This is a genomic window from Deltaproteobacteria bacterium (assembly GCA_003696105.1).
Taxonomy (GTDB): domain Bacteria; phylum Myxococcota_A; class Polyangia; order Haliangiales; family J016; genus J016.
Window position 1 is genome coordinate 39511 of record RFGE01000219.1, and the last position, 18820, is coordinate 58330.

12 protein-coding genes and 1 pseudogene are annotated in these 18820 nt (G+C 72.4%); 5 read left to right on the forward strand and 8 right to left on the reverse strand.

Annotated elements, in window-relative coordinates; all coding sequences use genetic code 11:
• Window positions 1-16: 16 nt before the first annotated feature.
• Window positions 17-988: an RluA family pseudouridine synthase gene (locus D6689_14735; GenBank protein RMH40162.1), complete on the reverse strand. Its 972-nt coding sequence runs from the start codon at window positions 986-988 to the stop codon at window positions 17-19.
• Window positions 989-1010: 22 nt separating this feature from the next.
• Complete coding sequence (locus D6689_14740) at window positions 1011-4130, reverse strand: GAF domain-containing protein (protein ID RMH40163.1); 3120 nt, start codon at window positions 4128-4130, stop codon at window positions 1011-1013.
• A 25-nt stretch (window positions 4131-4155) separates the two neighbouring features.
• On the opposite strand from D6689_14740, the gene D6689_14745 reads away from it, so the two are divergent.
• Window positions 4156-5640: an FHA domain-containing protein gene (locus tag D6689_14745; GenBank protein ID RMH40164.1), complete on the forward strand. Its 1485-nt coding sequence runs from the start codon at window positions 4156-4158 to the stop codon at window positions 5638-5640.
• Window positions 5641-5670: 30 nt separating this feature from the next.
• Here the strand turns inward: D6689_14745 and D6689_14750 are convergent, their stop codons facing one another.
• Window positions 5671-6468, reverse strand: coding sequence for a response regulator (locus D6689_14750; protein ID RMH40165.1), 798 nt, complete (start codon window positions 6466-6468; stop codon window positions 5671-5673).
• Window positions 6469-6789: 321 nt separating this feature from the next.
• On the opposite strand from D6689_14750, the gene D6689_14755 reads away from it, so the two are divergent.
• Window positions 6790-7572 carry an acyl-CoA desaturase gene (locus D6689_14755; protein RMH40175.1) on the forward strand — a complete coding sequence of 261 codons (783 nt, stop codon included), beginning with the start codon at window positions 6790-6792 and terminating at the stop codon, window positions 7570-7572.
• Between the two features lie 660 nt (window positions 7573-8232).
• Here the strand turns inward: D6689_14755 and D6689_14760 are convergent.
• From D6689_14760 to D6689_14780, 5 genes and pseudogenes are all read right to left on the reverse strand, one after another.
• A pseudogene (locus D6689_14760) lies at window positions 8233-8571 on the reverse strand (hypothetical protein).
• 79 nt (window positions 8572-8650) lie between these two features.
• A complete protein-coding gene (locus D6689_14765) occupies window positions 8651-9706 on the reverse strand; it encodes a hypothetical protein (GenBank protein ID RMH40166.1) in 1056 nt (351 codons plus the stop codon).
• The gene (locus tag D6689_14770) at window positions 9643-9933 is read right to left on the reverse strand and encodes a hypothetical protein (protein RMH40167.1); all 291 of its coding nucleotides are present in this window, start codon (window positions 9931-9933) and stop codon (window positions 9643-9645) included. The genes D6689_14765 and D6689_14770 overlap by 64 nt, the downstream gene beginning before the upstream one ends.
• Before the next feature lie 196 nt (window positions 9934-10129).
• Window positions 10130-10936 carry a phosphocholine cytidylyltransferase family protein gene (locus tag D6689_14775; protein ID RMH40168.1) on the reverse strand — a complete coding sequence of 269 codons (807 nt, stop codon included), beginning with the start codon at window positions 10934-10936 and terminating at the stop codon, window positions 10130-10132.
• A complete protein-coding gene (locus tag D6689_14780; protein ID RMH40169.1) occupies window positions 10933-11658 on the reverse strand; it encodes a CDP-alcohol phosphatidyltransferase family protein in 726 nt (241 codons plus the stop codon). Before D6689_14780 ends, D6689_14775 begins: the two co-directional genes overlap by 4 nt.
• A gap of 176 nt (window positions 11659-11834) precedes the next feature.
• Here D6689_14780 and D6689_14785 point away from each other — a divergent pair, with 176 nt between their 5' ends.
• From D6689_14785 to D6689_14795, 3 genes are all read left to right on the forward strand, one after another.
• A complete protein-coding gene (locus D6689_14785; protein ID RMH40170.1) occupies window positions 11835-16679 on the forward strand; it encodes a tetratricopeptide repeat protein in 4845 nt (1614 codons plus the stop codon).
• Window positions 16672-17670 carry a hypothetical protein gene (locus D6689_14790; protein ID RMH40171.1) on the forward strand — a complete coding sequence of 333 codons (999 nt, stop codon included), beginning with the start codon at window positions 16672-16674 and terminating at the stop codon, window positions 17668-17670. The genes D6689_14785 and D6689_14790 overlap by 8 nt, the downstream gene beginning before the upstream one ends.
• Window positions 17671-17691: 21 nt before the next feature.
• A partial coding sequence (locus D6689_14795) for a TonB family protein (protein ID RMH40172.1) occupies window positions 17692-18820 on the forward strand: 1129 nt, incomplete at its 3' end.

Below are 18820 nucleotides of genomic sequence, written 5' to 3' on the forward strand. Positions count from 1 at the left end.
ATCGGTCGCCGCCCGGTCATCGCGCGTCGAGGTACGCGCGCAGATCGGCCGGCAGCGGACTCGATACGGCCACCGGCTCCCGCGTCGCCGGGTGGGGAAACTCGATCCACGCGGCGTGCAGCGCCTGGCGCGGCAGTTCGATCTCGGCCAGAAGCTCGTCGGTCAATCCCTCGTCGCAGTAGCGCGCGAACAGCTCGTCGCCGTGCGCGTACAACTTGTCTCCGACAATCGGGTACCCGGCGTGGGCCAGGTGCACGCGGATCTGGTGCTGCCGGCCGGTGACCGGCACGCAGCGCACGAGCGCGCGGTCGCGACGGCGTTCGACCACGCGAACCCGCGTCTCCGACGGCAGGCCGTCCGGTCGCACCTCCATGCGTACGGCGATCTTACCGGTCCGCGGGTCGACCAGGGCGAGCGGTGCGTCGATCACGTGCTCTTCGGTCCACGGGGGCACGCCGCGGACGATCGCGAGGTATGCCTTCCGTACGCGCTTGTACTGGAACGCCTTCTTGAGCTTCGACGCGGCGCGTTTGCCCTTGGCGACGACCAGGCAGCCCGAGGTTTCGCGGTCGAGCCGATGCGCGATCTGCGTTTGCGCGTCGGGGTACCGCTCGGACAGCAGGCGCGTGAGCGTGTTGAAGTAGAACTTTGCCGACGCGTGCACCGGCAGTCCGGCGGGTTTGTCGACGACCAACACGTGCGGGTCGTCGTACAGCACGCCGAAGTCGCGCGGACACGGCGGCTCGGGCTGCGCCGGCCGGCGCAGGATGATCTGTTCGCCGGCCGTGACCCGCGCGTTCGGCTTCACCGGCCGGCCGTCGGCGCGCTCGATGCCGGTGCGAATGATGGCCTGCAGGCGGGTGCGCGACAGCCTCGGGATCTGCGCCTTGAGGAAGTGGTCCAGCCGGAATCCGGAAAACTCCTCCGGGACGACGAACCGGCGCTCGATGATGCGCGGCCTGCCGCTGTCGTCGAGGTGGACGTCCATCGTTCACAGTGGGCGGCGGTGGCTACGAGCGGAACTCCGATGGATCGATGTTGAACTTCTTCATCTTGTTGTAGACCGTCCCGCGGGATACGCCGAGCGTGCGCGCCACCGACGGGATGTTGCCCCGGTGCTGCGCGAGCGCGGCGATGAGCAGCTCGCGCTCGGACTCGACCATCGACTTGAGGCGCGGCGGCTGCTCGGCGCCACCGAGCGGAGGGCCCGGATAGCCGCCGAGGGCGGGCGGGACCGGGGCGAACGCGGCGGGCCCCGTCGGCGGGTTCCCCGGCGGCGCGCCGGCAAACGCGGGCGGAAACAGGCGCTGGAGATCGCGGCGCGCCTGCTCGATCACGAGCGGCACTTCGGTGAGCGCGATCTGGTCGTCGCCCGCGAGGTTCACCTCGCCTTCGAGCACGTGTTCGAGTTCGCGGATGTTGCCGGGCCACGGGTAGCTGCGCAGCGCGTCCATCACGTGCGGCGCGATGTCGCGAACCGGCTTGCCGAGCCGCGCGGCGTAGATCTGCAGAAAGTGTCGTGCGAGTACCTCGACGTCCTCCGGCCGCTCGCGCAGCGGCGGCAGGTCGATGTGGATGACGCGGAGGCGGAAATACAGGTCTTGCCGGAACAGACCGCGGGCCACCTCGGCGCTCAGGTCGCGGTTGGTCGTGCCGATGACGCGGCAGTTGAGCGGGATCTCGCGGGTGCCGCCGAGCCGCTGGGTGACCTTCTCCTGCAACACGCGCAGCAACTTCGCCTGCATTTCGAGCGGCATGTCGCCGATCTCGTCGAGCAGGATGGTGCCGCCCTCGGCCAGCTCGAACTTGCCCGGGCGGCCGCCGCGCCGGGCGCCGGTGAACGCGCCGGTTTCATAGCCGAACAGCTCGCTTTCGAGCAGGTCGCGGGGGATCGCGGCGCAGTTGATGCCGACGAACGGCCCCCCGGCGCGCGGGCCGGCGTTGTGGATGGCCTGGGCGAACAACTCCTTGCCGGTACCGCTTTCGCCGGTAATCAGCACGCTCGAGTCGGACCGCGCCGCGGCCTCGGCGAGCGCGAGCCGCCGTTTGAGCGCGGCGGACACGCCGATGATGTCGGCGAACGAGTAGCGCGCGGTCGACCCGACGATCCGCTGCGCGACCGACGTGGCGCGCTTGAGTTCCGTGAACGTCGCGACCACGCCGGCGATGTCGCCGCGGTCGTCGCGGATGACGCGCGTGCTGCACAGGTAGTCGCCCGTGGGCAGGTTGACGTTGCGGCCGTCGTACTCCTCGCCGCCGACGATGGACGGTCGCAAGAAGTCGAGTTCCGGCATGCGAGTGAGCCGGGGAGGTCGCTTCGGGTCGTACCGCACTCCGAGGATGCGCGAGGCTTCCTCGTTCATCGCGATGACGATGCCGCCCGCGTTGAAGGTGACGACGCCGTCGCGGATCGCCTCCAGCGTGGTGGCCGTCGCGCGAATCTGTACGCGCAGCTCCTCCTGGATTCGGCCGTTTTCGAGGGCGGTGGCGGCTTGGCCGGCGAACACCGACAGCAGGTCCAGGTCGCGTTCGGTGAACACTCCGCCCGACAGCTCCTTGTCCGCGTAGATGATGCCGTAGACGTCCCGGCCCCGGCGCAGCGGCACGACCATCGCGTAGCCGAGACGCAGCCGCCGCTGCCGTTCGGCGTCGGCCGTCGGCGGCGGGTCGCTGCTGCGTCCGTCGCCGGCGCGCCCCGCGTCGCCGGAGGGCGCGCCCGGCGCCGCGTCGGCGCGAAACAGCAGCGTCGCGGCGCCGCCTCCGCGGGCCGTTTCGGACAGGTCGAGCAACCGCGTGGCGGCCTCGTCGTCGGCGACGTTGTGGACGCCGTGTACCGCGAGGTCGCCCGTGTCGGGATCGGCGAGGGCGACGAACGCGCGATCCGCGTTCGACAGCTGCGCCGCCATGTGTGCGATCTCGCTGGGGAGTCGGCCGTAGTCGTCGACCCGCGCCAGCGATTGCGTCAGCTCGAGCAGGGTACGGATGTTCTCGCGCTCGACGACGACCGCGTTGACGGCGCCGAGAAACCGCTCCTCCGCCATCGCCATCGCGTCGAGGCTGCGCGACAAGGTCTGCTCGACCGCGGCGATGCGCGTTTGCGTCTCGTCGACGGCGGACACCGGCGCGCCCGTGCGTTTGGCGATCGTCTCGACCGCGGCGCCGACCAGGTCGGCGAGCCGTTGGCTTTCGCGGTGCACGGCCATGCGGTGCTGCTTGAGTTCCTGCAGCAACTGCAGCACTTCGACCTCTGCGACGCGGTCTGTGGCACGGCGGCCGTGCTGGCGAAACGCTTCGCGCACGCGTTCGAGGTCATAGAGACCGCCGAGTTCGCGGAACAACTCCTGCGCCTTCGCGAGCCAGTAGGCGGGCGGATCGTTGAACCCATCGCCGAGCTGGTGGCCCGCGTCGCCCATGAACAGGCCGAATTGCAGGTACGCCTCGGCGAGTTCGCGCCGGTAGCCGTCCGTCTGGAATGCGGTCATCGCGCGGCGGAAATAGCGTTTGGCGTGCTTGACGTCGCCGGTGCGCCACGCCACGACGGCCTGGCACATCAGTGCCCGGCCGATCGCGAGCGAATCGCCGCTGGCCCGCGCGTCCTCCTCGGCGCGGCGCGCCAGCGCGCGAGCGTCCTCGAGTTGGTCGCGCGCGGCGGCGAGACGCGCGAGCCCGCAGTGGATCGTGGCGAGTTCCGCGCCGTCGAAGTGCTGTTCGAAGTGGCTGCGGGCGCGCGTAAACAGCTCCTGCGCCCGCTCGTACTCGCCCGCGCGCAGGGCGATGTGGGCGAGCGCGTTGAGCGCGCGCGCCTTGAGGTCGGCGTCGCCGAGGTCGTCGGCCACCGCGAGCGCACGGTCGAGGTGGATGCGCGCGCGGTCCGGTTCGCCCTTGGCCCCGCACGACGCGCCGATCGCCGCATCGGCCGCTCCCACGCCCGCGCGATCGCCGAGCGAGTCGAACAGCCGGCGCGCCGCCGAGAAGTGGTGCAGCGCTTCGTCGTGCAGACCGGAGCGGGCGCACAGCCGGCCGAGCGCCAGCTCGGTGGCGGCGCGTTCGCTGGCCGGGAGATCGCCGCGCAGTTTGTCGTGCAGGCTGTCGATCTCCTCCCTCGAGGCAACGCCCATCGGACTTTCCATTGTAACCGATGTATAGTGAGGACTGATGTCCCCACCGCAGGATGCTCGCGAAAAGTTTCCCGACTTCGTGCCGCCGACGAAGATCTCCTACCTCGGCGACCGGTCTCCGACCCTGCACTTGCGACGGTGCCGGCTCACGCTGGCCGGCCCCGACGGACCGCGGGAGTTCACGTTCGACAAGGGCGAGGTGACGATCGGCGGGATGAAGGACAACGACGTCGTACTGCCCGACGAGACGGTGTCGCGCTACCACTGCAAGATCATCCAGGAAGAAACCGGCTACGTGCTCGTCGATCTGCACTCGACCAACGGCACGTTCATCAACAAGGTGCGCATTCGCGAGGCGTTTCTGCGCCCGGGGTGCACGATCTCGTGCGGTCAGACGCAGATCAAGTTCAACGCGGTCGACGAGGCGGTCGAGATCCGCCCCTCCCGCAAGGACCACTGCGGGGACCTCATTGGCGCGAACCCGAAAATGCGCGAGCTGTACTCGATCATCGAGAAGATCGCGCCGACCAACACGACCGTCGTCATCGAGGGGGAAACGGGCACAGGAAAGGAGGTCGTCGCCCAGTCGATCCACAAGCTGTCGTCGCGCGCCGGCGGGCCGCTGATCGTGGTCGATTGCGGCGCGGTGCCGCCGAACCTCATCGAGTCGGAGCTGTTCGGCCACGAGAAGGGCTCGTTCACTGGCGCGACGATGACGCGCCAGGGATTGTTCGAAATGGCCGACGGCGGCACGTTGTTTCTCGACGAGCTCGGCGAGTTGCCGCTCGACCTGCAGCCGAAGCTGTTGCGTGCGCTCGAACAGCGCGAGATCCGCCGGGTCGGCTCGGCCAAGCCGATCCGGGTGGACGTGCGGATCATCGCGGCGACGAATCGCAGCCTCGAGGAGGAGGTGCGCAGCGGCCGTTTCCGGCAAGACCTGTTCTATCGGCTATCGGTCGTGCGGTTGAAGCTGCCGGCGCTGCGCGAGCGCGCCGACGACATCGCGCTGCTCGTCAATCACTTTCTGTCGAACCACAAGTACAACCTCGACGCCGATGGCAACCCGCGCGTGCGCGGGCTCAGCCGCCGCGCCGCCGAGGCGCTGCGCGCCTACCACTGGCCGGGCAACGTGCGCGAGTTGGTCAACGTCGTCGAACGCGCGGTGTCGTTTTGCGACGGCGACACGATCGACATAGGCGATCTGCCCGAGCACGTGCGCGACGCGGCGACCGGTGGCGCCGCGCCCGCGCGGGGGCGGGCCGCGACCGCGAGCGACGTCGACCGCGTTCCGGTCTATCCGCCGCGGCCGCCGGAGGAACTGGTGTCCGGCGACATCAAGTTCAAGGACGCAAAGGAGCGGTGGGTGTCTTCGTTCGAGCGCGACTACATCCTGTCGCTGCTCCGGCGCAACAACGGCAATATTTCGCACGCGGCGCGCGAGGCGGACATCGACCGCAAGTACTTTCGCAAACTGATGAAGAAGTACGGCATCGACGCGGGGGATGCGGGCTCGGACGACTGACCGCCGCCTGGCGACGCGGTCCCGCCACCTTCACATGGCGCGCGCGTGCTCGTCGAGGCGACGCGCGCCCTCCATCAACAAGTGGGTCGTGGTCTGGCCCACGCGGTCGGGCCGGTCGACCTCCTGGCTGTCGAAGTCGAACGATCCGTCCGACCAGGTGAGCAGGTGGTAGATGCACTCCTCGTCGCGCGGTGCGTCGCGGCCGTCGATCTCGGCCTGGACGACTCGCCCGTCGCGCAGCCAGATGCGAGCGGTATCGCCGCCGCCGGCCGCGCGCAACGTCAGCACGCCCGACTTGCGCTCCAGTTCGAGGAGGGTGAGCAGCGACGACAGGCCGATCTGCGCGAGGCTTCCGGCGATCGCGAACGCGCCGGAGCCGTCGGGTTTGGCCGGCGGTGGCGGCGGCGCGGGCACGGTCTGGATGCGCTCGCGCGCGGCGCGCTCGATCATCTGGGTGCGGCGCAACGTGTTGGCCACGCGCAGGTCGAGTTCTTCGAACCGAAACGGCTTGGGCAGGTAGTCGTCCGCGCCGAGCCGGAAGCCGCGGATGCGGTCGTCGTCGGACGACAGCGCGGTGAGAAAAATGACCGGGACGAACGCGAACTCCGGGCGCGCGCGCAGCGCACGGACCAACTCCCAACCGTCCATGCGGGGCATCATCACGTCGGTGATGACCAGATCGGGCGGCGACGCGGTCGCTCGGTCGAGCGCCTCCCGGCCGTCGGTCGCGGTGTCGACGCGGTACCCGCGCTTCTCGAGAACCGTCGTGACCATGCGCAGGATCCACGCGTCGTCGTCCGCGACCAGGATGCGCAGTGGCTCCCCCATCTGAAACCCTAATGGTATTGGGAGGTTTTAGAGGGTGTCAACCGACTTGCGCGCCGCCGTGCGCGGGCGGTCGCGCTCGGTGGCGCCGCCTCGGCCGGGGTCGCGCGCCGTGTCACGGCCCGGCGCCGCCCATGACCGAATCGTGACGCAGCGGTGGCGCCATCTTGGACGTCCGGTTGGTACGACCGACTCGTGTCAACGATCGCACGTCCTCGTTTCCCCCGACTGTCGACCCTGTCGTTCGTCCTCGTCCACGTCGCCGCCGTCGCCGGCGTCGTGGCCCTGGGCTGGTCGTGGTCAGGCCTCGCACTCGCGGCCGGCATGTATGCGCTGCGCATGTTCTTCGTCACCGCCGCCTACCACCGCTACTTCTCGCACCGCGCGTTCAAGACGTCCCGCTGGTTTCAGGCGGTGCTCGCGTTCATGGCCGAGACCAGCAGCCAAAAGGGCATCCTGTGGTGGGCCGCCCACCATCGCGACCACCACAAGTATTCGGACACGCCGCGCGACATCCACTCGCCGCGGCAAAGCGGCATCTGGTACGCGCACGTGGGCTGGGTGCTGTCGGATCGCACGCGCGAATACGACCGCGGCCGGGTGCCGGACCTCGTGCGCTACCCCGAACTCGTCTGGCTCGATCGCTACTGGGCCGTGCCGGTGGTCGCGTTCGCCGCAGCGATGTTCGCGCTCGGCGGCTGGCACGGCCTGGTGTGGGGGTACGGCGTGTCGACCGTGCTGCTGTGGCACGGTACGTTCACGATCAACTCGCTTTCGCACGTCATCGGCCGGCGCCGCTACGACACGAGCGACGATTCGCGCAACAACGCGGCGCTCGCGCTGATCACCCTCGGCGAGGGGTGGCACAACAACCATCATCACTATCAGAGTTCGGCCAACCAGGGGTTCTTCTGGTGGGAGGTCGACGTCACGTACTACATTTTGAGGGCACTCGCGGCGGCCGGCATCGTGTGGGATCTGCGCAAGCCGCCGCAGCGCGTGTTGATGGGCGGCCGGTCGCGCGATGCATCCGACGCGGACGCGGCTTCGCGGGCGGCGGACGCGGCGGCGCAGGACGAGCGCGCGCCCGCTCGCCGGGCCGCATGACCTGCCGCCGGCGCCGCGTCACGGTGCGGCGGAAAACGCCGCGGAGCATGCGTTGGCGATCAGCCGCGGCCAGTCGCCCGCACAGCCGAGCGCGCTCGCGCCGCCGCCGTTGACGTACACGACGCGAAAGTCCGGCCGGTACGCGGCTGCGATCTCCCCGTCCGCGTAACTGCCGTCGCGCCGGCCGTCGCCTTGGAGCGCGAGGCGATCGCGGTACTCGCACTCGTAGGCGTTCACGCCCGCGTGCAGCGCGGTCGTTCCGTCGCCGGCGTAGGGGGCGGGACTGAAGTGGTTCATCCCGGTCGGCGACACGACCGGCGAGTAGGACTCCGTCATGACTCGGCCGCCGAGCGAGTTGCCGAATGTATAGGTGGTGAACACACCGAGCACCGCGACGCCGCCGGCGTCGACGAAATCGGCCAACGCGTCGCCGAACGCCGCGCGATCGCCGTAGGGCTCGTTGACCCAGGTGTAGATGCAATCGTAACCGGCCAGCGCATCGGCGCCGGGCGGGGCGGCGCGCGCGTCGAGGTAGTCGACCGGGCCGCCGGTGATCTCCGCGATCGCGGCGCGGTAGGCCGCGTCGTCCGGTTCGGTCGGCGCGTACAGGATCGCAACGCGCGCGCACTGGCTCGGCTCGCCGGCGCAGCGGAAAAACGGCTCCACCTCGCACGCGGCGCTGCAGCCGTCGCCGTCGGTACGGCCGCCGTCGTCGCACGCCTCGGGCGCGGCGATCACGCCGTCGCCGCAACCGACCCCCGCGTCGGGCGCGGCCGCGTCGGGCGCGCCGGCGTCGGGCGGCGCCGCGTCGGGCGGCGCGGCATCGGCCGGCGCGGCGTCGGCCCGTGCCGCGTCGGCCCCGCCGTCGGGGCCGGCCGCGCACGCGGTCGCGAGCGCCGCGGCGATCCAGGCGGCGCGGCGCTCGCCGGGCGCACGCCGGCGCGGTCGCGCGACGGCGGTCTGGCGATTCGCGGCTCGGTGTGTGTCCCAAGGTCTCATCGGCTGCGCCACCGCAGGCGTTCGGCCGGCCAGCTCCGGCGCGTCAGTGCCGTTGTACCATCGCGCGCGGCCCGCGGCGCTAACGGGTCCTGGCCGGGCCGGGGCCGGCCCGCACCGGTTCGGCTGCGGCCGTCCGGATCTGCCGCGGCTGCCACGCGCCGCCGGCCCCGCGCAGCCGCACCACGCCGCGGTAGCTCACGGCGAGCACGCCGCCGTCGGGCGAGGCTCGGACGACCGACCAGCGGTCGCCGTCCGCGAGCGGCGGCAAGTCGGCCACCCGGCGCAGCGAACCGGCCTCGACCACCGCGAGCGCGCCGCCGCCGGGGAGTCGGCCCGCGACGACGATCGTTCCGCGCGGCGTCGCATCCGCCGCGTCGGCCTCGAACTGGGCGAGTGCGTCCGGGCGCGCGATCGGCCGCGCGCCGTCGGCGTGCAGCGCGAGAATCGTCCCGGCGTCACCGATCGCGTAGGGCGGTTTCCCCGGCCAGCCGACGAGCCGCGCGACCGTCTCGGGGGGGGTGAACCCGCCGGGCACCGGTGTCCACCGCCGGCCGTCGCCTCGCTCGATGGCGCCCGCGTCGTCGACGAGCCACACCGCGGCGGACGAGCCGGCCCACAGCGCCGCGACACCGGCGGGCGCGCGCCCGATCCGCCGAAACGCGCCGCCGTCGAATGCGTATAGCGTGCGGCCGATCGCAACGATCGGCAGGCCGGTGTCGGTGCTCGCGCGGGCGACGCCGCGCGCCTCCAGCGCGACCGCGCGCCACGCGCGGCCGTCGCGCACGTACAGCGGTGCGCGGCCCGCGATCAGGACGATCGTTCCGTCGCCGGCGCGGACGGCACCGGCCACGTCCTCCGCGATGCTGCCGGGTGCGTCGCGGGCCCAGCCCCCCGGTGCGGGCGTGTAGATCTCGCCGGCCTCGCCGACGAGCACCAGCCGGTCGAGCTGCGCGCGGTCGCCGATCGACGTGACGACGCGGGCGGGCCGCGCCGGCGCGTCGGCGGCGGGGGCGGCCGCCGCGGGCGCGCACGCGAGCGCGGCGGCGACGACGGCGGTGCGCGCGATCCCGATCAGCGGCCGCCGCCGTCCCGATCGCCGCGCGATGCGCGCTTGAGCTCCGTTACGCCGTCGCACTTGGCCAGGTCGTCGACGGTGCGCGCCTGAATCATGCATCGGATCGACTCGGATGACGCATTCGCGCGGCACGAACGGACGGCCGCGTGTTCGTCCGGACCGGAGCCGCTTTCGTTGACGCCCGTGATGCGAAAGATGTTTCGCACCGCTTCGCGGCACTGCTTCTCGTTGCCTTCGCCGCACGCGACCAACAACGCGGCGGCGGCGGCGATCGTGAGCCATTTCATCGTGGAGCCTCGACAAGTCCCGCGCGGCACCGCCGCGCTCGCGGTTACCGTAGCTTGAAACGCGCCGCGGCGAAACACTCCGGCCGACCGTCCGGGCGAGGTCGGGGGCGGGGGATGGCGCGGCCGCAGCCCAGGCGCGCGCGGCGGCGCCCCGCGCGTCGGCCGCACGCCGCGGGCCGCGCGCCGGCGGCGCGCATCAGCGCGGCGCGTCGGCGCCGGCCCACAGCGCGGCGGCCCGTTCGAGGTCCTGCACCGTGTCGATCTCGCGCCACTGGCCGCGGATTTCGACCGGGTGAATCGGGACGCCGGTGTCGATGAGGTGCTGAAGCAGGTCGGTGAGGTAGGCGGCGCGAAACGCCGGCGCGCGCATGAACGGCGCGTCTGGCCGGTCGGCGTAGCGCGCCGCCAGTTCGCGCCACGCGTCGCGCATCCGCGCGGCGCCGGCCGCCGACAGCTTGACCAGCCCGATGAACTCGCCCCACGCGTCGTCCGGGGGCAGCGCGCGTTTGCCCACGCGGCGCACGCGACCGGCCAGGTCGACCTCGGCGACCTCGGCCTCGTCCAGCGGATGGTCGGTGCGTCCCTCGTAGACGGCGCGGAAGTCGCGGTCGATGACCAGCGCGATGTCGGCCGGCGACGCGATCGCGCGCGCGACCACGTCCGCGGTGAACACGATGTCGCTGTAGCTGACGAGCAGAGGCCCGTCGAACTCGTGTTCGGCGCAAAACAGCGACGCGAGGATGTTGTTGGTGCGATAGTCGGGGTTGTCGACGAACCGGATGCCGCCGCCGAGCGCGGCCGCGCGCGCCTCGAGCACGTCGCCGAGGTACCCGCGCACGACGACGACGTCGCGCACGCCGTGGGCGCGCAGCGCGTCGAGTTGGCGCGCCAGGATCGGCCGGCCAGCGACCGGCACGAGGCACTTGGGGATGCCGTCCGTGTACGGGCGCAGCCGGCGGCCCATTCCCGCGGCGACGACGATCGCCTTGCGCGGGCGCGTCACGCACCCCTCCCGAGCCGCAGCACCAGGCCGAGCGACACATACCCGGCGTACAGCGCGTTGACCGCGCCGTAGGCCCAGAGATAGACGTCGAGCCGGTCGACCAGCGCGCACAACCAGATGTACTGCGGGTAGTGAACGACGAACCGGGCGAGCCACTCGAACGCGCCCAGCGCACGGCCGAGCGCGCCGGCGCGCGACACCGGTTGGTGCGGCTGGCCGTCGGCGGTCGGCGGCTTGGCGCCGTACTCGGGGCGGCGCGTGAACGACGTCATCGCGATGCCGCTGGCGAGGGCCACCAGCCCGGCGACGCCGCACAGCAGATACACCGCGTCGCCCGAGCCGATCCACAGCCGGATGGCGACGGTCCCGAACACGAGGAACGCCTTGACCTCGTCCATCAGGAAGTCCAGCAGGTGGCCGAGCACCGACGCGGTTCCGCGCAGGCGCGCGAGCTGGCCGTCGGCGCAGTCGAGCACGAACGACAGCTCGAACACGAGCGCGCCGGCGACCGCGCCCGTCCATCCGGGCCACGCGAGCCAGACGCCGCACGCGGCGGCGCACAGCGCGGCCGACAGAAACGTCACCTGGTTCGGCGTGATGCGCGTGTTGCGGATCGCATAGACGAACAGGGCGGCCGGCGGGCGGCACAACCACTCCGTGAACCAGTTGATGTCGCGCCGTTTCTTCGACGCGCGGTAGACCTGGGCAACTTCGCCGAGCATGCGGCACCGTAGGGTACACGCAGTCGCCCCGCGCGTGCGCGGGTGTCGGGCGCGCCCCGACGTGCGGCCGCCGCCGGTCACAATCGCTCACCGGTCGGCGTTTTCGCTTGCCGGCGCGGGCCGCGGGCCGGTAGGGTCCGCCATCGACATACAACCAACGGGAGGAGGGATTTAGGATGCCCGAGCACACGATCCCCGCGTCTCTCATCGAGCGCATTCGCATGGGTCGCGCCGCCCTGGTCGTCGGGGCGGGACTGGGAATCACGACGTGGAAGCAGGTCCTCGAGCGGATGAACGAGGAGCTGCGCGACGACGAGGCGGCCCACAAGGATGTCGCCAAGCTGCTGCACAAGGGCAACCTGACCCGCGCGGCCGGGTTCCTGGCGCGCAAGCTCGGGGAGGCGGCCTGCGACCGGATCGTGCAGGAGGCGTGGCGCACGCCCGACGCGCTGCCCGAGGTGGCGCGCGCGGTCGCACGGTTGCCGATACGGCAAGTGTGGTCGGCGTTCCCGGGCGATCTGCTCGAGGCGGCGATGGAGGCGGAACGGCCAGCGGACTGGCCGTCGCCCCGCGTCTACACGTACCGCGACATCGCCGCGATCGATCGCCGGCGCCGCTACGTGCTCAAGCTGCTGGGCGATTTCGACAGCTACGTGGTGACGCCCAAGTCGGTGCGCGCCGCGCTCGCGGGCCGCCAGGACCTGCGCGACTTCGTCCGCGACCTGTACGCCGAGGGCGCGCTGGTGTTCGTCGGCTTTCGCTTCGGCGATCCGGACCTGGCCGCGCTGCTCGATCGGGTGTTCGGCGCGCTCGAGCCGCCGCAGACCACCCACTACCTGATCGCGTCGGGCGTCGGCCCGGTCACGGTGGACGAACTGTTGGCGGAGCACCACATCGAGGTGGTCAATCTGCCGGGCAAGGGCGCCGACGAGACGGCCACCGCCGCGCTGATCGACTACCTCGACGCGCTCGCTTCGGCCTGCGCCGAAGCCGGCATCAGCCTGGCACAGACGCGGCCGGACGCCGACGACCTCGAGGGCTGGATCGCGCGCCTGGCCGACGATGCGGACGACGCCGAGGCGGCGGCCGCGGTCGCCGCGATCGAGGCGGCCGCGCGCGACGCGGGCGACGCCGAGCGCTTGATCGAAGTGTTGATGGCGCGCACGGAGGTGGAGCCGGAGCCGGCGCGGCGCGCGCAGCTGCTGCGCGCCGTCGCCGACGCGTTCCAGAACCAGATCGGCGACCTCCCGCGCGCATTCACCGCACTCACCGTGGCGCTGCGCGAGGATCCGGCGGACGCCGCGACGATCGACACGCTCGAGGCGCTCGCGGGCGAGACCGATGCCTGGGCCGAACTCGTCGGCGAAGTCGCCGAGATCGCCGGCGAGGTCGAGGAGGCGGCGGTCGGGGCGGCGCTGTGGGCTCGGCTGGGCCGCTGGTACGACCTGCATTTGCGCCACTACGACTACGCGGTGGCGGCCTATCGGCACGCGATCAAGCTCGATCCGGATCACCTGGACGCGCGCGCCGGCGTCGAAGAAGTGTTGCGAAAGCAACAAAAATGGGCCGAGCTGGCCGACGAGATCGCGGCCCACGTCGACCGCGAGCCGGACGTCGATCGCAAGGTGGACCTGTACCTGTCGCTCGGCGACCTGTACGAGACGCAGCTCGCGTCGTCGGCGCGCGCGGCCGACGCCTACCAGGCGGCGGTCGACCTGGACGACACGAATCAGGACGCGCTGGCCGCCCTCGAGCGCCTGTACCGGCGCGACGAGCGCTGGGGCAAGCTCGCGACGGTGCTCGAGCGGCGCGCGGAGCTGTTCGAGGCGGCGGGCGACGCCAACCGCGCTGCGGCCGTGCGCCACGAGCTGGGCACGTTGCGCGCCGAGAAGCTCGGCGACCTGGAAGGCGCGATCGCCAAGTACGAGGCGGCGGTGGACGCCGACCCGGCGGACGTGAGCGCGCTGCGCGCCCTCGAGGGCCTGTACGAGCGCGCGGGCCGGACGGACGACTACCTGCGCGTGCTCGAGCGGCTCGTCGACGTCTCGCCCCCGGCGGAGCGGCCGGCGCTGCTCCGCCGGCTCGCCGCGGAGCTGGCCGAGGCCGACGGCGGCGCGGCGCGCGCGGTGGACGCCTACGCGCGGCTGCTCGACATCGAGCCCGACGCCGAGGACGCCTACCGCGCGCTCGAGCGGCTGCACCGCGCCGCCGGCGACTGGTACGAACTGGTCGGCGTCTACGAGCGCCACATCGCCGCGCTGCGCGCGCCGGCGCCGCGGGTCGACCTGTACAACGAAATGGCCCGCGTCTACGAGGAGGAGCTGGCCGATCCGCACCGCGCGATCGAGGCGCACATGAACGCGCTCACGATCATGGACGACCACCGCCCATCGCTGGTCGCCCTCGCGCGCCTGTACGAGCGGATCGAGGCGTACGATCGCGCGGTCGACGTGCTCGTCCGGCACGCCGAGCTCGACGGGGCCGGCGGAGCCGAACTGTGGCATGCGGCGGGCGCGATCGCAGCTGACCGCCTCGACGATCCGGACCGCGCCGAGCGGTTCTTCGAAAAGGCACGCGAGCTGTCGCCGGACTTCTTGCCGGCGGTGCAGTCGCTCGCCCACCTCCACCGGCGGCGCCGCAACTGGGCTACGGCGCTGCAGCTTCTCCGCGAGGCGGAGGCGCTGTCGCACAACCGGCTGGAGAAGATCGATCTGCTGGCGCAGGCGGCCGACATCGCGGACGAGCAGCTCGAGGATCCCGACGCCGCGCTGGCGCTGCGCCGGCGCATCCTCGAGCTGGACCCGGAGAACGTCGACGCCGGCGCACGCGTGGCCGATCGGCTCGTCGCGGCCGAGCGGTGGGAGGAGGCCGAGCCGGTGCTCGAGATGCTCGCTCGCCGAGCGGAGGGCGGCGACCGCGTCGAGCGGGCGCGGCTCGAGGCGTTGCTCGGGCGCGCCTGCGAGCAGCTCGGCAAGACCGACAAGGCGGCTCGGCACTATCGGCTCGCCGTCGAGGCGGACCCGGATTCGCTCGAGGCGGCGCTGGGATTGGCGTCGATGGAGTTCGAGCGGGCCAAGGCGGCGGGGGTCGAGGACGTCTGGCGCGAGGTGGACCGCCGCTATCGCGAGATCCTCGCGCGCCACCGCGCCAATCTCGCCGACGGCCAGGTGGTCGACACCTGGCACCGGCTCGGCGTCGCGGCGCTCGCGCTCGGCGACGACAAGAAGGCGGACAACGCGTTCCGTCGCGCGCTCGAACGCGACCCGCACCACCGGCCGTCGCTTCTCCGGGTGATCGAGATCGCCGAGCGGCGCGGCGACTGGAAGGCCGTGGTCGAGGCCAAGCGCGACCTGGTCGAGGGCGCGCCGGCCGACGAGCGCGTCCGTCTGTTCGCCGACATCGGCGACATCTACGCTCGCGAACTCGACGACCCGGTGACGGCGCTCGGCGCCTACCTCGAAGCGATCAAGATGGAGCCGGACAACCACGTGCTGCTCCACAAGACGCTCGACATCTACACGCAGCAAAAGCAGTGGCGCCGCGCGATCGAGACGCTCGGTGCGATCGCCGCGACCGAGCACCACGCGGCGCGCCGCGCCAAATACCGGTACGCGGCCGCGGTCATCGCGCGCGACGAACTCGGCGACGTCGACTTGGCGGTCGATAGCTTCAACCAGGCGCTCGACGACGATCCGACGATCCCGAAGGCGTTCGATGCGATCGACCGCCTGCTGTCGGACAAGGGCGACTGGCGAAATCTGGCGCGCGCATACCGCAAGATGCTCAAGCGCGTCGGCGAGGACGCTCCGACCGGCACGCTGCTGAAGCTGTGGACGCGCCTGGGCGACATCTGTCTGGACCACCTGGGCGACAACGAAGCCGCCATCGCCGCGTACGAGGTCGCCTCGTCGCTCGCGCCCGACGACGTCGACCGCCACGAGCAACTCGCCAACCTGTACCTCGAGGCCGGCCACGAGCGGCGCGACGATGCGATCGCGGAGTTGCAGATCCTCGTGCAGGCACAACCGGATCGCGTCGAGCTGTACCGCGCGCTGTCCAATCTGTACTTCGAGGCGGAACAGTGGGACAAGGCGTACTGCCTGGCGCAGGCGCTCGTGTTTCTCGGCGCGGCCAACGATCGCGAGCGCGAGCTGTACGAGCGGCAGCGGCCGCGGCAGTTCCAGGTCGCCAAGCGGCGGCTCACCGAGGAGCTGTGGCAAAAGGCGATCATCCACCCGCGCGAGGATCGCCACGTCAACGCGATCTTCAGCTCGTTGGTGGCGCCGCTCGCGGCGACGACCGCGCAGCCGCCGTCGGCGTTCAAGCTCAACCCGAGCCGGCGCGCGAACACGCTGTCGGACCCGCACGTCGCCGCCCGTGTGTTCGGCTACGCGGCCAATGTCCTGGCCCTCGATCCGGCGCCGGCACTGTATCTGGCGCGGGACGTCGCCGACGGCATCCGCATCGCGAACACGGCGGAAAAGGGCAGGCTTCAGCCGTCGGTGGTCATCGGCCCGCCGCACCTCGACAAGGACGACGAGCGCGAGCTGGCGTTCGAACTGGGCAAGCGGCTCGCCTACCTTCGACCGGAGCGCTACGTCACCTACGCGCTGCAGACGCTGCCCAGGCTCGAGGCGGCGTTCCGCGCGGCGCTGAGCGCGGCGGGCGCGGCGGAGATCGAGGGGGAGGTCGAGGCCGCGCAGATGGCGCTGCAGATCAAGAAGTCGGTGCCGGCGGCGGTGCTCGACCAGGTGTCGGCGATCGCGCGCAAGATGGGCGACCGCGCGGCCAACGGCGTCGTCGCGCACTGGCGGTCGGCGGCGGATCTCACCGCGAACCGCGTCGGGCTGATCTTGTGCAACGACTTCGAGACCGCCGCTCGGCAGATCGCGACCGAGCCGCCGGGACAGACGACGCTGTCGGCCAAGGACCGGTTGCGCGACCTGTTGGCGTACTCGGTGTCGGAGGCGTACTTCCAGGTGCGGCGCCACCTCGGCCTGGCGGTGTCGACCGATGCGTAGGCCCGCGGGGAGCGATAGCCGGATCCCGGTCGCGGCGCCGGCTGGCGGCCCGCGCGACCCGCTCGGCCCCGTGCTCGCCTGGTGCGCGGCGCTGTCGGCGCTGGCGACGGCGGGCGTCGTCGCGCTGGCCTGCGGGGGCGGCGGCGACTCTCCGTGCGGCAATGGCGTGGTCGACCCCGGCGAGCAGTGCGACGACGGCAACACCGACCCGAACGACGACTGCGACAACAACTGCTTGAGCAACCTGCCGACTCTGCGCGTGCGGTGGGTGTTCAACCGCGACGCGGCCGACCAGTTCGACCAGGACGGCTGCCTCGACCTCGGCGTGAGTCGGGTCGAGGTCGACATCGTTCACGCGACCGACCCGACCGTCGCGGAGTCGGCCAGCGAGACGTGCAGCCTGCGGCAGGTGACCTTCCTCGCGCTGCCGCGCGGCGACTACGTGGTGACGCTGCGGCCGGTCGACAGCGACGGCGCGCTGCTCACGCGGGCCCCGATCGAGAACCTCGTGACCGTGCGCGAGGACGTCGAGGCCGAGTTCAACATCCCCTACGACCAGTGGGCCCGCGACTACACGGGCACGCTGTACTTCCGCCTCCACTGGGGGCAGGCGGACGTCGACTGCGCCGCCGCGGTCCCGCCGGTCGTGCAGCAACGGCTCACGCTCGAGCGCGACGGCACGGCGGTGGCGCAGTCGACCGAGCAGGGGACGCCGCTGGACGGCTCCGCGCCCGGGCCGTGCCAGTCGCTGGCCGAACCGTTCCCGCAAAGCGCCCTGTCGGTGCCGTGGGGGCCCTACACGCTACACGTCGAGGGGCTCGACGGTGCGGGAGACGCGCAGTTCGCCGGCGACTTCGACACGTTCGTCGGCGCCGGCGTGAGCAACCCGGAGATGCAGTTCGTCGTGCCGTCCCTCGCGCCGGACGCCGGCGTGCCGGACGCGGGTCCGGCGGATGCACCGGTGGCCGACGCGGGTGGGCCGGACGCGTGAACCTGCGGTACGCTGCGCGCAGTGCAACGACGCGACTCGAACTGGTGTCCGCGCGCGCCGGGGCCGGCCGCGCGGCTGTGGCTTGCGTGTGCGCTGGCCGCCGCGGCCGGCTGTCCGTCGCCGGCCGGCTCGCGGCCGGCGGGGGCCGGCGGTCCCGCGGCCGACCCGGCGCCGCCCCTCGGGGATCCGCCCGCCGGCGACCCGTCCGCCCCGGGATACGCGTATCTGACGGCCATCGAGCCGGCGCTGCAGGGCCGGTGGGTGACCTTCCTCGACAACTGCCGGTTGCGGCTGCCGGGCTCGCACCCGCTCAACGACCCGTCGCTCGAGGCGGCCGTGGAGCTGCAGATCGCGCCGAGCGGCGAGGTGGTCGCGCGCGACCTCACGCGCGCGAGCGGCAACGCCGAATTCGACGAAGCGGTGCGCGAACTGGTCGAGGACGTGCGCCAGGTCGCGCCGCCGCCGGCCGAGCTGCTGTCGGACGACGGCCGGGCCCACGTGATCTGGCGGTTCGCGCGGGACCGGCGCCAGGCCGGCGCGGCCGGGGCGGCGGTCCGCCGGGTCGTGTTCCCACCCGAGCGCGCCGTACCGCTGTGGATCGAACGCGGCGATCTGGCCGAGGCGGCGCGCCGCGCGGCGACGGCCGCGACCCCCGAGGCGGTCGCGGCGCTGGTGGACGCGGTCGCGGAGGCGGCGGTTCGCGCGGGGCTTTCCGCCGCGTCGCCGGAGGCGCGGCGATCGGCGGTGGAGGCCGCCGCCGCCGGGCGGGTGCGCGCGGTAGCGGACGTCCTCGTGGCGATGGCGCGCGGCGCGGAGGATCTCGCGCTGCGCGCGGCGGCGACGGCGGCGCTCGGAGCGGCCGGCGGCGCGGACGCGGTGCCGGTGCTCGTCGAGCTCGTGCGCGAGCCGGCCGACGAGGCGCAGCGGTTGGCGGCCGCCGGCGCGCTGGCCGCGCTCGGACAGGGCGACCGCGTATGGGAGGCCGTCGCGCCGCGCGTCGCTGCCGGCGGGCCGGACGCCGCCGGTGCGCTGCGCGCGCTGGCCGCCGCGCCGTCGGTCGCCGCCGTGCCGGCGCTGGCGGCCGCCGTCGCCACCGGGCCGCGCGCACGCCGCGCGCTGGCCGCCGCGGCGCTCGGCGCGGCGCTGCCCG